This window comes from Serratia proteamaculans (assembly GCF_004684015.1).
Taxonomy (GTDB): Bacteria; Pseudomonadota; Gammaproteobacteria; order Enterobacterales; family Enterobacteriaceae; genus Serratia; species Serratia proteamaculans_F.
This window is the reverse complement of sequence record NZ_SRIA01000004.1, coordinates 294,692-309,121: the sequence shown is the minus strand read 5'-3', so window position 1 is coordinate 309,121 and position 14,430 is coordinate 294,692. Positions and strand designations below refer to the sequence as shown.

The window sequence follows — 14,430 nt, the reverse complement described above, 5'->3', positions numbered from 1 at the left end:
TCACGAACATTAGCGTGGTTATTCAACGAATTAATCATTTTCAGGCGATTTTTCCACCCGTTAATACATTTTCGCTTTATCCGTCGGGGTAAACTTGGCTACTATTAAGTTATTAATAAATCCAGACCGACGACGCCTTCCCTGCGATCGACGCCGGAATAACGAACACCTTGATAGCTAAGGCCAAATCTATGCATGAATCCTTAACCATTGCTCTGCTGCAGGCGCGTGAAACCGCTATGGGGTTTTTCCGCCCGATCCTGAAAAGCCATAACCTGACTGAGCAGCAGTGGCGCATCATTCGCGTGTTGGCTAACAGCCGTTCAATTGAATTCCACGAGTTGGCGGCAGAAACCTGTATCCTGCGCCCCAGCCTGACCGGCATTTTGTCGCGCATGGAGCGCGACAAGCTGATCTTCCGCCTGAAGCCGGTTAACGATCAGCGCAAGCTGTATGTGTCGCTGACCCAGCAGGGCCAGGAGCTGTATGAAGTGGCGCGCCATCAGGTAGAACAGGGGTACGGCGAAATTGAGGCCGCGTTTTCACAGCAGAAAATGGAACAGCTGATGACGCTGCTGGACGAACTGATCCGGCTTGGTGACCAACTGCCCGCCAACGTGACCGCCCATCCCACCAAAAAAGCGTAGGGCCGTCCGTATCAATCGGGACGAACCTGTTCGTCCCCTACGGATGGGCCTCGGGCAGTAGCGCGCCGCCGTCCACCACCAGCGTTTGGCCGGTGATATAGGCCGCTGCCGGTGAGGCGAGAAACACCATCGCCGCCGCGATATCTTCCGGTTCCCCCAGCCGCCCGAGCGGCACCGCTGCGGCAATCGCCTGATTGACCTCTGCGCCCCCCAGATTGGCCATTGCCGGCGTGCGGATCATTCCCGGCTCCACGCCATTGACCCGAATACCTGCCGCCGCCAGTTCCAACGCCGCCGCGCGAATAAAACCGTTCACCCCAGCCTTGGAAGCGGCATAGTGCGCCAGCCCCGGATAAGCCACACGCGGCCCGGTCACCGACGACGTCACCAAAATGCAGCCGCCTCCCTGGCGTTGCATCCATGCCTGCGCCGCCTGCGCCAGAAAGAACGGCGCCATCAGATTGACGCTCAGCGTGCGTTGCAATAACGCCGCGTCAATTTCAGCAAAGGGGGTCAACGGGAAATAGGCCGCGTTGTGAACCACCACATCCAGCCGCTGATGCCTCTGCCCCACTGCCGCCACCAGTTCGGCTATCTGCCCCGGGTCGGCCAGGTCACAGGCCATCGCCTGCACCCGCCAGCCCTGCTGCTGCAGCGTCTCGGCGGCATCCTGTGCCTTCTGCAGTTGCAGATCCGCCATCACCACCGTCGCCCCCAGCCGGGCAAAGGCACTGACAATCGCCAGCCCAATGCCCTGCGCGCCGCCGGTCACCAGCACCACCTGACCGCTAAAGGCATCGGCCGCATAAGTTGTCTTCATCGGCCTATCCCCGTGGATGACGGGTGGTGTTCAGCACCTGTGCATGGGCTCCGACGGCAAAATTGCTCAGCGCACTGAAATCGCTGCCCTGATAGCCGAGGATCTTGCCGTCGGTGCGCATGCCCTGCAGATCGATCATCACCACGCCCAGCGTCGGTACGATCTTCTCGCGCCATACGAACAGATAGAGCTGTTCGGCCACCTTGACGTAGTGACAACGATCGACATCCGCCAGCCCTTTCTCCACGCCGTCCAGACACTGCCAGGCATAGAAATTGTCGTTCAGGTAAATGTGTTCATAACGCTCGGTCGGGCTGTAGGTATACATATTGCGCATGCCGATTAACTCATCGGTGAAATGCGGCGGCGCAACGCTGGCGTCATCCAGCGTACCAAAGTGGAACTCCGCATTGACCGCCGTCAGCGGCAACCCTTGCTCTACGCGGCTGAAGGCGTCCAGACGGGTTTGCTGTTCGTCCGGCAACTGGCCGTAGACCGCGGTGAAATTGCCCTGGTTGCGGTCGCACACCAGCGTAATACTGGCGTTATCCTGCGCAGGATCGAGAAAATCAATAAACAGAATGCCGGGACGAATGCTGGTGGCGCGATAAGCGATGCCCCGGTATTCGCCCCAGCTCAGCGTCTGCTGATCGACAAAATGACAGCTCAGCGTTTCCCCGTCGGTAAAGCGCAATGCCAGCGTGGTGCCGCTCAGGCCATGCTGCGGTTCCAGCGTATTGCTGTGCGGCGCAAAGCCTTCCGCCAGTGCGCCAACCTGAATAAATATCGCTTCTGAACTCATCTGATGCTCCTTAAAGGGAAGTGAATGCCAGGGTCGGCACGTCGACAATAGTGGAGCCGCCATCGGCCACCAGCGTCGCGCCGGTAATAATGGATGCCTCTGCCGAACAGAGAAAACGGCAGATGCCGGCGATTTCTTCGGCACTGGCCGGGCGGCGTAACGGTACGTCGCGGCAGACATGTTGGTAGGCTTGTTCCAGCGTCAGCTGATGTGCCGCCATCAACGGCTGCATCTCCTCATCCGCCATCGGCGTCGTCACCCAGCCGGGGCACACCGCATTGGCACGCACGCCTTGGGGGCCATAATCGCGAGCGATGGAACGCATCAGCCCGATCAGTGCATGCTTGGCGGTGATATAGCCGCAGACTTCCGGCCCGGCGGCCAATGAGGCAATAGAGGCGACAAACAGCAGGTTTCCGCCGGTTTTCACCAGTTCCGGCAGGCAGGCGCGGGCGCTGGCAAAAGCGCTGTTGAGATTACTGTCCAGCGCCTGTCGCCAATCATCGTCATTCATCTCGGTAATGCGCCCCATCCCCATGCCACCGGCACAGCCGATCAGGCAGTCGATACGCCCGGCCTGCTGCAAAATGGCCGGCAACAGTTGGGTTTGCCAACATTCCCCGCTGGCGGCATCGCCCACCAACGCCTGTGCGCCAATCTCGTCCGCCAGCGCCGCCAAGGGGCCACGGCGGCGACCGATGATAAACACCCGATCGCCCTGCGCAGCCAGCAAGCGGGCGCAGGCCGCCCCCACGCCGGTGCCGCCACCGGTAATCACCACCACTCTACTCATCGATTCTCTCCATTAATTGGCCGATCATCAGCAAGCTGCTGAGCAGTAACCGCCGCTGCTCCGGCTCCAGTCGCAGATAACGGCGACCGGCGGGCAAACGGCTGACCACTTCAGACGCGGCAAAATGTTCGATCTCCAGCCGCCAACGACCGGCAACCACCGTCAGTTGAATGCGGCGAAAATCCAGTTGCTCCAGCGTTTGGCCGATCTGCGGATAACGCTGCAGGGCGGCGATCACCCGTTGCGCCGTTGCGTCATTCCGGCTGGCGCGATAGACCACACCGCGTCGCCGCAGCCAACCTCCGGCGGTAATACGCAGCGTCAGCGGCTCTGTCAGCGTACAGGCCCCCTGCCGTTGAAAACGCTGGCTGACGATATGTGCCATAAACAGCGCGCTAACCTGTTCGCTGATGTCGACCACCGGCCCCTGTGGCAACGTCAGCCGCAGCAGGCACGGCGCAACGCGCTCGCAGGCGTAGGGTTGCAGATTGTTCGCCAGGCGGCTGAGGGTCACTCCCGGCTGATAGCCCGCCGGTGCGCGCTGCCACAGGCGGTTAAGTGAGGGAAGTAAGCCGATCAAACTGTGCCTCCTCGTTTTCCGCTTTGGCGAAGGCGGTTTCCAGCACCTGCTCGACCGGCACCGGTTTGAACGGGTTGACCTTCTGCACGCACAGGGTCCAAAACAGTGCGTAAGCGGCGGTCAGGCCAATCATGATGCTGAACGGGATATAGACGGCACGCGGATTCATGCCTGGCGGAGTGATATAGATAATTGCCAGCACAATACCGACGCTGGAGACGATTTGCGGCAGCGGGAACCAGGGGGATTTATAAGCGCGCGGCAGATCCGGACGGCGGATCCGCAGGATCACCACCGAGCAGGTCACCAGCAGGTAAGCCACACCCCAGGCGCACACCGCTGCCAGCACCAGCGGAATAATCCGGTCGAGATTGCCCTGGATGGCAAAGGCGTGCACACAGGGGATCAACACCGCCACCAGGATCCCCACTACCGGGGTTTTAAACCGTGGGTGCAGATAAGCGAAAATGCGTGGCAGCGCGCCATCCAGCGCCATGCCGTAGAGAATACGTGGCACCGCCGCCATCAGCGTATTGATGGTCGCTGCTCCGGCCAGCAGCAGCCCGATACCCAGCCAATATTTGCCGAATTCCCCCATCACCTGGCCGGCAAAGGCCGGAATGGCCATCGGCGTGTCCAGCAGATGCACGCCATTGGCGGCATCCACCAGCACGTTTTCCACCTGGTGGCTGAGCGCTGCGCCGTACAAGGCCATACAAACCGCCACGCCGCATAGCCCCAGCGACATGGCTCGCGGGATCACGCTGGCGGAGCGTTTGATCTCCGGCGCCATCGGCGTGACCAGTTCGCAGCCGACGAACATAAACATCGCCATACCGATCAGGCTAAATACCGCGAACGGATCATTCAGGCTCAGCGTGCTGCCGAACCAGCCTTCCAGCGGTACCGCATGCGGTGACAACAGCCCGGCAATGCCGAAGATCACCAGCGTGCTCCACATGGCGAAGGTCAACACAATCTCCGCTTTGCCGAACGCCTCGATGCCGAAGGCGTTGAGCACGCCGAACATAATCACCAGCCCAACCCCGACCATCCAGGAGGCATTGTGGGTTTCCATCAGGGTGTTGAGGTGCTCGAAATTCACCAGCGCCATGATGCCGGAGAGAATGGTTTCGGCGGTACCGGCAAAGATATGCACGATCAGGTAGGCCGACAGCGCGCCGGTAATGGCAAAAAAGCGCCCCATGCCACAGGCGATATAGTCATACACCGAGCCGGAGGTCGGCAGTATCGCCGCCGCCTCGGAGAAGGTGGTGAGCTGAGCCTGCATCATGATGAAGGCAATCAGCATCGCCAGCGCGAAGGTATCACCGCCGATACCGAAACCGCTGGTGACGGTGAGGATCACCGGACTGGCCATAATCACCCCGACCGAACTGGCCAGCGTGGTAGGGAATCCGACCTTGCCCCGCTCAAGATGGGCGTGAAGCCGCGACGACAGGTTCATGGGTATTTCCTCTTATAGTTTTATCGTTTTGCCCTGATGTTGCATTTGCAGGTGTAACGTCGCCAGTGGCGGCAATATCACTATAGAGAGGAAACGAAAATGCTGACTATCGTCCTTAAGAACGAGTGCCACTCAAGCTGTGCTGCCGCTCACAGCGATGCGCCATTGCATGGCCCCCTGCGGGCTACGCGGGTAGGTACGCAGCGGCTCAAGCAGGGCTGAGAAGAAGGCGTAATAGCCGGCACACAGCCGGTTGTAACGGTCGGCCCCGAGATGCGCCGGACAGCCGCCCTGACAAACACTTTTTACGCTGCAACTCTGGCATTCACGGCGCAGGCTTTTGACCTGGCCGAACGCCATGGAGGTTGCCGCCGAGACATAATCCGCAAAGGGCGTTTGCTGACTGAAATGGCCCAGATAATGCTGCTCGTCCATCAGATGATCGCAGGCGTAGAGCCGGCCATCCGGCTCCATCACCAGATTGCCGCCGCAGCGTTCGGCATGCACGCAACTGGGGCTGACCTGGGTGAAGTATTGTGCGTAAACATGTTCGATGTTCATCACAAACACCTTGCCCCAATGCCCCTGTCCACGCCAGCGACGGTAAATCGCCAGCATAAAGCGCCCCCAGTTGGCGGCGCTCAATCCGTAGCCGGCATCCGGGGCGTCACCTTCAAGCATCAGCGGCTGAAACTGCAGGTAGCGCGCGCCGAGGGCGACAAAATGGTCGTACATCGCCTGTGCCCGTTCCACCACGCCATCATGCACCACCACCAGCAGGTTGAACTCGATGTGATGCCGATGCAGCAGCGCGATACCGCGCAGTGCATCATCATAACTACTGTCACCCCGCTTATCCGGCCGGTGCGCGTCCTGAATCTGGCGGTCGCCGTCAAGACTGACGCCGATAATGAAATCATGCTGTTTGAACAACCGGCACCAGGCAGCGTTCAGCAGTGTGCCGTTGGTCTGCAGGCTGTTGCTGACCCTGACGCCCGGTGGCGCATATTTTTGCTGCAGCGCCAACGCCCGTTTGTAAAAACCGATACCGGCCAGCAGCGGCTCGCCGCCCTGCCAAACAAAGTTTATCTCGCGGCTGTAACGCGGTTGGGCGGCGATGTAGCGACGGATAAAATCCTCCAGCAGCCCATCGTCCATCTTTTGCGTTCGCTCGCCCTGTCGCTGCGGGTAATAGCAATAGTTGCAGGCCAGATTACAGCCTGCGCCGATAGGCTTGAGCAACAGGTGGAACGGCACCGACGCACGCGGTTCGACGGCAACGGGGATCTGCTGCGCCCGCAGCTGGGACAGGTTCATTCCGCCGCCTGCGGCAAGGGCTTATGGGTGACGGGATCCAAACCAATATAGTTGCCGGTTTTAGCGTCCACCCCAAGGTAATCAATCGCTTCGCCTTTGGCTTCAATCACCATGCCTTTGTCGGCGTACTGCCGGTATTCCTCACTCAGCCGTTTAACTCGCTCGGGATGGGCGGCAGCCAGATCATGGGTTTCCAGGGGATCGTCCTGCAGGTTGAACAGTCCCCAGGGGGCCATTTGCGCCGTCGGTCCGGCTTTCACCAGCCGCCGCAGCTTCCAGATGCCGTCCACGTAGGCGGCCTGATTGTGCAGCTCAACGCCGTAGGTCGAACGCGGCACGCTATCGGCATCACCGCTGAAATAGCGCTTGAAGCTGACCCCCACCATCGGCAGCGTCGGTTTTCCCTTCAGTGGTTTAGTGGCATCAATGCCGGCGTAGTCGTACAGCGTGGGGGCGATGTCATACACCGCCATTGGCGTTTTATCGATACCACCACGCCCTTTCAACTGCGGTGCAGCAATGATGAAGTCAGTATTGATGCCGCCCTGCGCACTGGTGGTTTTGTGGTAGTTGGCGTAAGGCGCATTGCTGACGTTAGCCCAGTGCGGGCCGTACGAGATAAAAGAGCCCTTGCGGCCAATATTGGCGTAGCTGTTGTCAAACTGCCGCCAGTACTCCGGTTTTGATCCGTAGTAAAAGCCGCTGGCCGGGTTGGCACCATTGTCGGTCGCGAAAATGATCACCGTGTTTTTATCCCGCCCGGTCTGTTTCAGCGTCTTCAGCACCCCGCCGACCTGATCGTCCATATAGGCGATCATCGCCGCATACACCTGCATGGTTTTCGCCGCGTATTTCTGCTGCTCCGGCGTCATGTCCTGCCAGGCTTTATCCAGCGCCAGCGTCGGCATCGGCGTGTGGTTGGAAATGATCCCCAGAGCCTTCAGCCGCTGAATGCGTTGCTGATAAGCCTGCTGGTAACCGGCGTCATACTTACCGTCAAATTTTGCGATCCAGTCGTCCGGTGCCTGCAGTGGATCGTGCGGCGCGGTGAAAGCCAGATAGGCGAAGATGGGCTTTTCCTTCGGCGTATCGCTGATCCACTGCTCCATCTGGGTGGCGTAAGCCTTGCTGGAATAAAAATCCTGTGGCAGCGAGACGCGCTTGCCGTTCAGGGTGTAGAAGGTATGGAAAGTTTCGACGGTGCCTAGCGGTTTTGCATCGTTAAAATGGCTGGCACCGCCCCCCATAAAGGCAAAAGCCCGCTCGAAACCGCGATCGGTTGGTTTGGCACCGTCGACATAGCCCAGATGCCATTTACCCGCCATCATGGTGGCATAGCCGGCGTCCCGGAAACGTTCAGGCAGGGTGGTCACCCGGTCGGTCAGCCGCATTTCATAACCCGGCTGCGCCGCCGTGCTTTCATACCACCACATACCGCCCATACCGGCCTGCTGATTGGTGTTGCCGGTCATCAGCATCGATCGCGCCGGTGCAGACATCGGCGAAGTATAGTACTGGCTCATCCGTACCCCTCGCTCGGCCAGCGCCTGCAGGTTGGGGGTCGGGATCTCACTGCCGAAAGGGCTGATATCGGAATAGCCCATGTCATCGACCAGAATGATCAGCACGTTGGGACGCCCGGCATCAGCCGCATGCGCCATCCCCGACAGTGCGCTACCCAGCGCCACCGCCAGCGTTTTCTTCTTCATCATCACCTCGTCCCCTGCATTGTCATTCGGGTTGAACAACCAAACGCCTCAGCCCGAGAAAGGTCATCGTTTTTTCGTCTTATCCTTTTCCACCGGCTGCCGTTATCTTCAAGAATAGTCTGGGCGGTTTTTTGCAGTGTAAAAAGCAATGGAAAAGCCTGGCTATCGTTCTTAAGAACGAGGAGCCGCAACGATAAAGCCGAGATGTAGCACGCAGAACGCTAAAGTGTCCGTACTGGGGGAAAAGTGGAAACCGCTGTAAATTCAGCGGGAAAACGTCGCCAACATTTCATTAATGTATTAATGAAACTGGCAGAAAGTGGGGTACCGGCGGTGATAATGGGCCAAGTGTCATCTTGTTATTTATGTATTTTATTGCAATCAGGCTCACGTTGTTAATATGTTTTTATTGTGTTGCGAAATTGCTACAACTATGCTTGTATCGTTCATATATTGACCACGGCAGTTCTCCAGTCTGAATGATAAAAGGAGGAAATGAATCATGCACACCACACCATCCGATGCCTTTATCACTAGCTGCCTGAACACCATTGCGCACCTGATCCCGGTGTCCGCCGGGGTCTTTTATTTGGTGAACTCGGATCTGCGGCCAGACCATTATATTTTGCATGGCATTTCCGATAAAACCCATCAGCAGTATTTGAACCATTTCCAGCAGATTGACCCGCTTAAACCGGCCAACTTCCACCAGCAGGATATCAATATGGTTGGTATGAGCCCGGCGGCAATCAACAATAACCGCCATTATTATCATGACTTTATGCTGCCCAATAATATGCGCGATATGACGGAGATATTTATCCGCCAGCGTAAGCGTATTGTCGCCGGGGTGTCTTTGATTCGCGATACGCCGTTTACCGAACTCGAACGAGGTCGCCTGCGGGCGGTGATGCCGCTGATTGAACTGGCGACCCGCGATCTGTTGCCCGGCGGGGAAGCCCAATTGCTGACCGCCAAGGAGCAGGAGATCGTCAATATGGTGCGCGAAGGGGCCAGTAATAAACGCATAGCACTGAAATTGGGTATTTCCCTTTCAACAGTAAAAACCCATATGCGTAATATTTTTGCCAAAACCGAAGTCGTCAATCGCACCGAATTGGTCGCCAGCAGCTTTATGGCTCACGGCTAATAACCTAAGCCATAGCAATGGCTTATAACCGATAAATTAAACGCGTTAATTATTCGCCATTAATGGCGCGGTTTCCGCCTGCCCAAAACCGGGTACCGCGGATATATCTGACCCAGACTTGCCCGGTGGAGATAATTTTTATGTCCAGTGATTCTGTTTCCGTACCCACAGCCGGGGCGGCTCTCCCCTGCCCGCCACGGCTGTTGACCGCCATTATTATCTTTGCCGCCATTGCGCCGGGCATCCTGATGACCGCGCCGGCAGTCGCGGCACAATTGGCCAGCCAGTGGCAACTGACCCCGGCGCAAATCGGCCACCTGTTTTCCACCGAACTGGGGGCGATGAGCCTGGCTACCCTGCCCGCCTGGTGGTGGATTGGTCGCGTTAACTGGCGTCGGGTGGCAGCGCTGGCGGCCGGGGTGTTTATCGCCGGTAATCTGGCTTCGGCTTTGGTCAGTGATTTCAGCCTGCTATTGGGGCTGCGCTTCATCGCCTCGCTGGCGGGCGGCACGCTGATGATCCTGTGTATCACCTGCGCTGCCGGTACCGTCAACCCCAGCCGGGTCTATGCCCTGTGGGTACTGGGCCAACTGGCGCTGGGTGCCGCCGGACTGCTGATCCTGCCCCCGCTGTTCGCCCAATTCGGGCTGATGGCGGTCTATCTGATCCTGGCGACGGTCATGCTGTGCTGCCTGCCCCTGATCGGCGCCTTCCCCAGCGGGTTTCACCCGGTGCAATCCGCCGCCTATCACGCCACCTCCTCCAGGATCCACAAAATCTTTGCCGTGCTGGCGGTACTGACTTTTTACATCAGCCTGAGTGCGGTCTGGACCTTTATCGGCAGTATCGCCACCGCCGCCGGTCTTTCGCCTGTCAATAGCGGACAGGTACTGGCCGCGGCCACGCTGTTCGGCATCGCCGGTGCCGGAGGTGCGGCGTTAATCCGGGTACGACACGCGGGTAACCGGCTGATTTGGCTGAGTTATGGCTTGTTAATCGCCGGTATCGCACTGCTGACTCGTGAGCCCCTGCTGCTGCGCTTTGCGGTGGCCGCGGTGTTGTTCAAGTTCACCTGGACCTTTGTTCTGCCGTTTATTCTGGCGCGTGTCGCCGGGCTCGATAACAACGGCAAGTTGATGAACAACATCAATCTGGTGATTGGCGGTGGAATGGCGATCGGCCCAACGCTGGCCGGTTATCTGATTGAGTCTTTCGGCGGCTTCGATGCACTGCTGGCCGGTGCGCTGGGCTGCTCCCTACTGTCGTTGCTGCTGATTTTGTTGGCTTCACCGCGCGCACGTCGCGCCGTTTAACAGGAGTAAAAAGGTGAAAAGAAAAACCGGTTTCTTGTTTGATGAACGCTGTTTCTGGCACAGCACCGGCCTGCATGCCACCACACTGCCGGTCGGCGGCTGGGTGCAGCCGCCCTCGGGAGCGGGCCATGCCGAGTCGCCAGAGACCAAACGGCGCATGAAGAACCTGATGGACGTATCCGGTCTGTCGCACCAGCTCACCCTGCTGAGCGCCGAACTGGCGACCGATGAAGATCTGCTGCGCATTCATCCGGCCGACTATTTGCAACGCTTCAAACAGCTGAGCGACAACGGCGGCGGCATGCTGGGAGAGGAAGCGCCGCTGGGGCCAGGAAGCTATGAAATTGCCAAACTGTCTGCCGGGCTGGCTTGTGCCGCGGTCGAAGCCGTGCTGCGCGGCGAGCTGGACAACGCCTATGCGCTGTCGCGTCCACCCGGCCATCACTGCCTGCCGGACCAGTCGATGGGCTTTTGCTTTTTGGCCAATATCCCGATAGCCATTGAGCGTGCCAAGGCCAAATATGGCCTGGGCAAAGTCGCGGTGCTCGACTGGGACGTGCATCACGGCAATGGTACCCAGCATATTTACTGGCAGCGGGACGATGTGTTGACGCTGTCGCTGCATCAGGACGCTTGCTTCCCCGCCGGGTACTCCGGTGAAATGGACCGAGGTGCCGGCGCGGGTGAAGGCTATAACATCAATATTCCGCTGTTGGCCGGTGCCGGTGACGACAGTTACCTGCATGCCATGCGCCAAATCGTCATCCCGGCGCTGGAGCAATTCCAGCCGGAACTGATCATTGTCGCCTGTGGTTACGATGCCAACGCCATCGATCCCCTGGCGCGCATGCAGTTGCACAGCGACAGCTTCCGCAGCATGACCGCTTTGGTGCAGGACGCCGCCGATCGCCTGTGCGACGGCAAGCTGGTGATGGTACACGAAGGGGGTTATGCCGAATCCTATGTGCCGTTCTGCGGCCTGGCAGTGATGGAACAGCTCAGCGGCATCCGCACCGAAGTGCAGGATCCGCTGCTGGCCTTTATCCAGCAACAGCAGCCACGCGAGGCCTTTAATCAGTTCCAGCGCCAGGCTATCGACCGGCTGGCACAGCAGTTCAAACTGTAATTTCTCTTCAGGGCACAGCACGTTGTGCCCCTTGGCAATTCTGGCTTTGCCGCTACGCTGAATATGACCCTTCCGATGAGAACAATGATATGTCTGAACAAAAAATCAGCTTTATCAAAGGCAGCCAGGGCGATATCGCAGTGCATGACTGGGGCCATGACCAGCCGCGCTTTCTGGCGTTATTGGTGCACGGTTATGGCGAACATCTCGGCCGCTATCAGTACGTGGCGCGCACGTTAGAGGCGCAGGGCGCCCGAGTTTTCGGCCCCGACCATCTGGGCCATGGGCTGTCGCAGGGTGAACGGGTATTAATCGAGGATTATGATGCCGTGGTCGACGACGTTCAGCACGTAGTCGCGCATTTTCAGCATTTGCACCCTGGCGTACCGCTGGTGGTCATAGGCCATTCCATGGGCGGCATGATTGCCACCCGCTATGTCCAGCGTTATGGCGATAACCTGCGTGCGCTGGTGCTTTCCGGCCCATTGCTGGGCGAAAGAACCCAGATTTCCGATCTGTTTAACCTGCCGAAGATCCCCGATGAGCCGCTCGATACCGCCACCCTGTCGCGCGATCCGGCGGTCGGTATTGCCTATCAAGCCGATCCGCTGGTGTGGCACGGCCCCTTCAAACGCCCAACGCTGCGTGCCATGCAGCAAATCCTGGCCAAAATTAATGCCGGGCCAGGCTTTGGTACGTTACCTACGCTGTGGATACATGGTGATGACGACCGGCTGGTGCTGATGGCGCAATCACAGACCGCCATTAACCTGCTGAAAGGCAAAGATTTTGAAGTCATGATCAATCCGGGTGGACGGCATGAAAGCTTTAACGAGACCAACAAGGATCAGATATTAAGGCGGATCGGTAGTTTTATTGAGCGGGTGCTGGGCTAGCGAGTCCCCCTTTCCCGGCGGAAAGGGGGACGTTCGGCATCAACCTTCGACAATTGCCAGATAGTGTTTCACAAAGCGATCGGAGGTAATCTCCCAGCGCACCGGGGTGCCCTTTTCAACAAACCACGAGTCCCCCGCCTGATATTGCACGGATTGACCGGTGTTCTCATCGGTCAGCGTCGCGGTACCTTCCCACACTGTGGCATGTTCAGCGAACGGATACTCCATCACGAAGGTGCCACGGGTGCAGCTAAAGATACCGCAGCTCAGGTTGTCGGTCGGCTCGCCAAAAATGCCCGCCACGCCGACGTTCGGCTCACCAGCGATCACGGTGGCACCCAGGTTGCTGACGCTGCCAATATCCAGCAGTTCAGGTAACGGTTGTTTCAGCAGTAATGGTTTCATTTCTCTCTCCTGTGATAACAATTAGCGGCGGCCTTTCCAGTAACCGGATGTCTGGTGCCACACCTTGCCGGCGGTGGTCATCACCCGCCGCAGTTTGTCCTTGCCGAAGATATTGACGTGTGGGATCGAGCTCATAAGATCGTATCGATCGGATCCTTCACTCATGCCCTCCGCCAACACCTTGCAAACGATATGGCTCGGGGTTACGCCAAAGCCGGAATAACCCTGCACGTAGAACACGTTGTCGTGCTGCGGCAAAGTCCCGATCTGCGGGAACAGGTTGGCGCTGCAGCACAGCGGCCCACCCCAGGCCAGGTCAATTTTGACGTCGTGCAAATAGGGGAACACCTTCAGCATCAGGTTGCGGTTCCAGGCTTTAAGATCCGCCGGAATGTATTCGATCAACCGGGTGGCGCTGCCGAACAGCAGTCGGTTTTCGTTGGTCACCCGGTAATAGTCGATCACCGGACGGATGTCGCTGTAAGCCCCGCGGATCGGGCTGATCTGACGGATCAGCTCATCGGGTAGCGGTTCAGTCGCCAGTTGGAAAGCGTAGGTATTGATGGTTTTGTTGTAGATGAACGGCTCCATGCCGTTGAGAAAACCGTTACAGGCCCACAGCATCTTATTCGCCCGCACCGAACCCATGGCGGTGCGCACCTTGATGCGCGGGCCATACTCCACGTCGAGTACGCTGCTGTTTTCGAAGATCTTCACGCCGTAGCCGCTCAGTGCCTGGGCCTCGCCCAGAAGCAGATTGAGCGAATGCACGTGGCCGCCGCCCATGTGTTTCAATGCACAAGTGTAGGCGTCCGATCCCACTACCTGCTTCACCTCAGCGCCGGTATAGAGTTCAATCTCTTCATCCGGCGAGACCGCCTTGAACTCCTTCAGCCAACTGCGCAGGGTTTTCTCCTGGCGCGCATTGCTGCCGAGGTAGCCGTAGCCAAAGCAGAAATCGGCATCGATTTGGTATTTTTTGATGCGTTCGCGAATGATCCCGGCACCGAGATTGCTGATTTTAAAGATGGTTTCCAGCCCGGCCGGGCCGACGTGACGTTTGATTTTCTCCAGATCGTGGCCGATGCCGGCCATCACCTGCCCGCCATTGCGGCCGGTACCGCCGTAGCCCAAATGGCGGCCTTCCAGAATAGCGATATTGGTGATACCCCGTTCCGCCAGCTCTAGCGCGGTATTGATGCCGGAGAAGCCACCGCCGATGATCACCACGTCAACGTCCAGATCCTCTTCCAGCGTCGGGAAGCGCAGATCGTACTTTTTGGTTGCCGCGTAATAGGTTAAGGATTCGATATTATTATTCACTGCATGCTCCCGATGACCTTGGCTCTATCATCGGATTATCAGCAAGCGACCCGGCGGCCACCATGTCCCCTTAGGGACATT

At 58.3% G+C, this 14,430-nt stretch carries 14 protein-coding genes; 5 read left to right on the top strand and 9 right to left on the bottom strand.

The features are described from left to right. Positions 1-191 precede the first annotated feature (191 nt). Positions 192-647, top strand: coding sequence for a homoprotocatechuate degradation operon regulator HpaR (hpaR, locus tag E5C26_RS03000; RefSeq protein WP_135315000.1), 456 nt, complete (start codon positions 192-194; stop codon positions 645-647). Positions 648-684: 37 nt separating this feature from the next. Here the strand turns inward: hpaR and E5C26_RS02995 are convergent, their stop codons facing one another. The 7 genes from E5C26_RS02995 to E5C26_RS02965 all read right to left on the bottom strand — a co-directional run bounded on the left by E5C26_RS02995 (position 685) and on the right by E5C26_RS02965 (position 8,136). Beyond that, complete coding sequence (locus tag E5C26_RS02995; RefSeq protein WP_135314999.1) at positions 685-1,467, bottom strand: SDR family oxidoreductase; 783 nt, start codon at positions 1,465-1,467, stop codon at positions 685-687. A 4-nt stretch (positions 1,468-1,471) separates the two neighbouring features. Then, positions 1,472-2,269 carry a MoaF C-terminal domain-containing protein gene (locus E5C26_RS02990; RefSeq protein WP_135314998.1) on the bottom strand — a complete coding sequence of 266 codons (798 nt, stop codon included), beginning with the start codon at positions 2,267-2,269 and terminating at the stop codon, positions 1,472-1,474. A gap of 10 nt (positions 2,270-2,279) precedes the next feature. After that, positions 2,280-3,062 (bottom strand): SDR family NAD(P)-dependent oxidoreductase, encoded by a 783-nt coding sequence (locus E5C26_RS02985; protein WP_135314997.1) that lies wholly within the window; start codon positions 3,060-3,062, stop codon positions 2,280-2,282. Continuing rightward, positions 3,055-3,642: a DUF3156 family protein gene (locus E5C26_RS02980; protein WP_135314996.1), complete on the bottom strand. Its 588-nt coding sequence runs from the start codon at positions 3,640-3,642 to the stop codon at positions 3,055-3,057. Before E5C26_RS02980 ends, E5C26_RS02985 begins: the two co-directional genes overlap by 8 nt. Further along, positions 3,617-5,110: an APC family permease gene (locus tag E5C26_RS02975; RefSeq protein ID WP_135314995.1), complete on the bottom strand. Its 1,494-nt coding sequence runs from the start codon at positions 5,108-5,110 to the stop codon at positions 3,617-3,619. Before E5C26_RS02975 ends, E5C26_RS02980 begins: the two co-directional genes overlap by 26 nt. Positions 5,111-5,242: 132 nt before the next feature. Next, positions 5,243-6,427, bottom strand: coding sequence for an anaerobic sulfatase maturase (locus E5C26_RS02970; protein WP_135314994.1), 1,185 nt, complete (start codon positions 6,425-6,427; stop codon positions 5,243-5,245). Continuing rightward, positions 6,424-8,136 (bottom strand): arylsulfatase, encoded by a 1,713-nt coding sequence (locus tag E5C26_RS02965; protein WP_135315135.1) that lies wholly within the window; start codon positions 8,134-8,136, stop codon positions 6,424-6,426. The genes E5C26_RS02970 and E5C26_RS02965 overlap by 4 nt, the downstream gene beginning before the upstream one ends. A gap of 502 nt (positions 8,137-8,638) precedes the next feature. On the opposite strand from E5C26_RS02965, the gene E5C26_RS02960 reads away from it, so the two are divergent. The 4 genes from E5C26_RS02960 (at position 8,639) to E5C26_RS02945 (ending at position 12,621) form a co-directional block, all read left to right on the top strand. Beyond that, positions 8,639-9,286, top strand: a complete 648-nt coding sequence (locus tag E5C26_RS02960; RefSeq protein ID WP_135314993.1) for a LuxR C-terminal-related transcriptional regulator — start codon at positions 8,639-8,641, stop codon at positions 9,284-9,286. Positions 9,287-9,426: 140 nt separating this feature from the next. Continuing rightward, positions 9,427-10,599, top strand: coding sequence for an MFS transporter (locus tag E5C26_RS02955; RefSeq protein ID WP_135314992.1), 1,173 nt, complete (start codon positions 9,427-9,429; stop codon positions 10,597-10,599). A gap of 13 nt (positions 10,600-10,612) precedes the next feature. Then, positions 10,613-11,725, top strand: coding sequence for a class II histone deacetylase (locus E5C26_RS02950; RefSeq protein ID WP_135314991.1), 1,113 nt, complete (start codon positions 10,613-10,615; stop codon positions 11,723-11,725). An 89-nt stretch (positions 11,726-11,814) separates the two neighbouring features. Further along, positions 11,815-12,621 (top strand): alpha/beta hydrolase, encoded by an 807-nt coding sequence (locus tag E5C26_RS02945; protein WP_135314990.1) that lies wholly within the window; start codon positions 11,815-11,817, stop codon positions 12,619-12,621. Between the two features lie 39 nt (positions 12,622-12,660). Here the strand turns inward: E5C26_RS02945 and E5C26_RS02940 are convergent, their stop codons facing one another. Together E5C26_RS02940 and E5C26_RS02935 are read right to left on the bottom strand one after the other, a co-directional pair. Beyond that, on the bottom strand, positions 12,661-13,026 hold the full coding sequence (locus E5C26_RS02940) for a cupin domain-containing protein (RefSeq protein WP_135314989.1): 366 nt from the start codon (positions 13,024-13,026) through the stop codon (positions 12,661-12,663). 21 nt (positions 13,027-13,047) lie between these two features. After that, positions 13,048-14,349, bottom strand: a complete 1,302-nt coding sequence (locus E5C26_RS02935; protein WP_135314988.1) for an NAD(P)/FAD-dependent oxidoreductase — start codon at positions 14,347-14,349, stop codon at positions 13,048-13,050. Positions 14,350-14,430 lie beyond the last annotated feature (81 nt).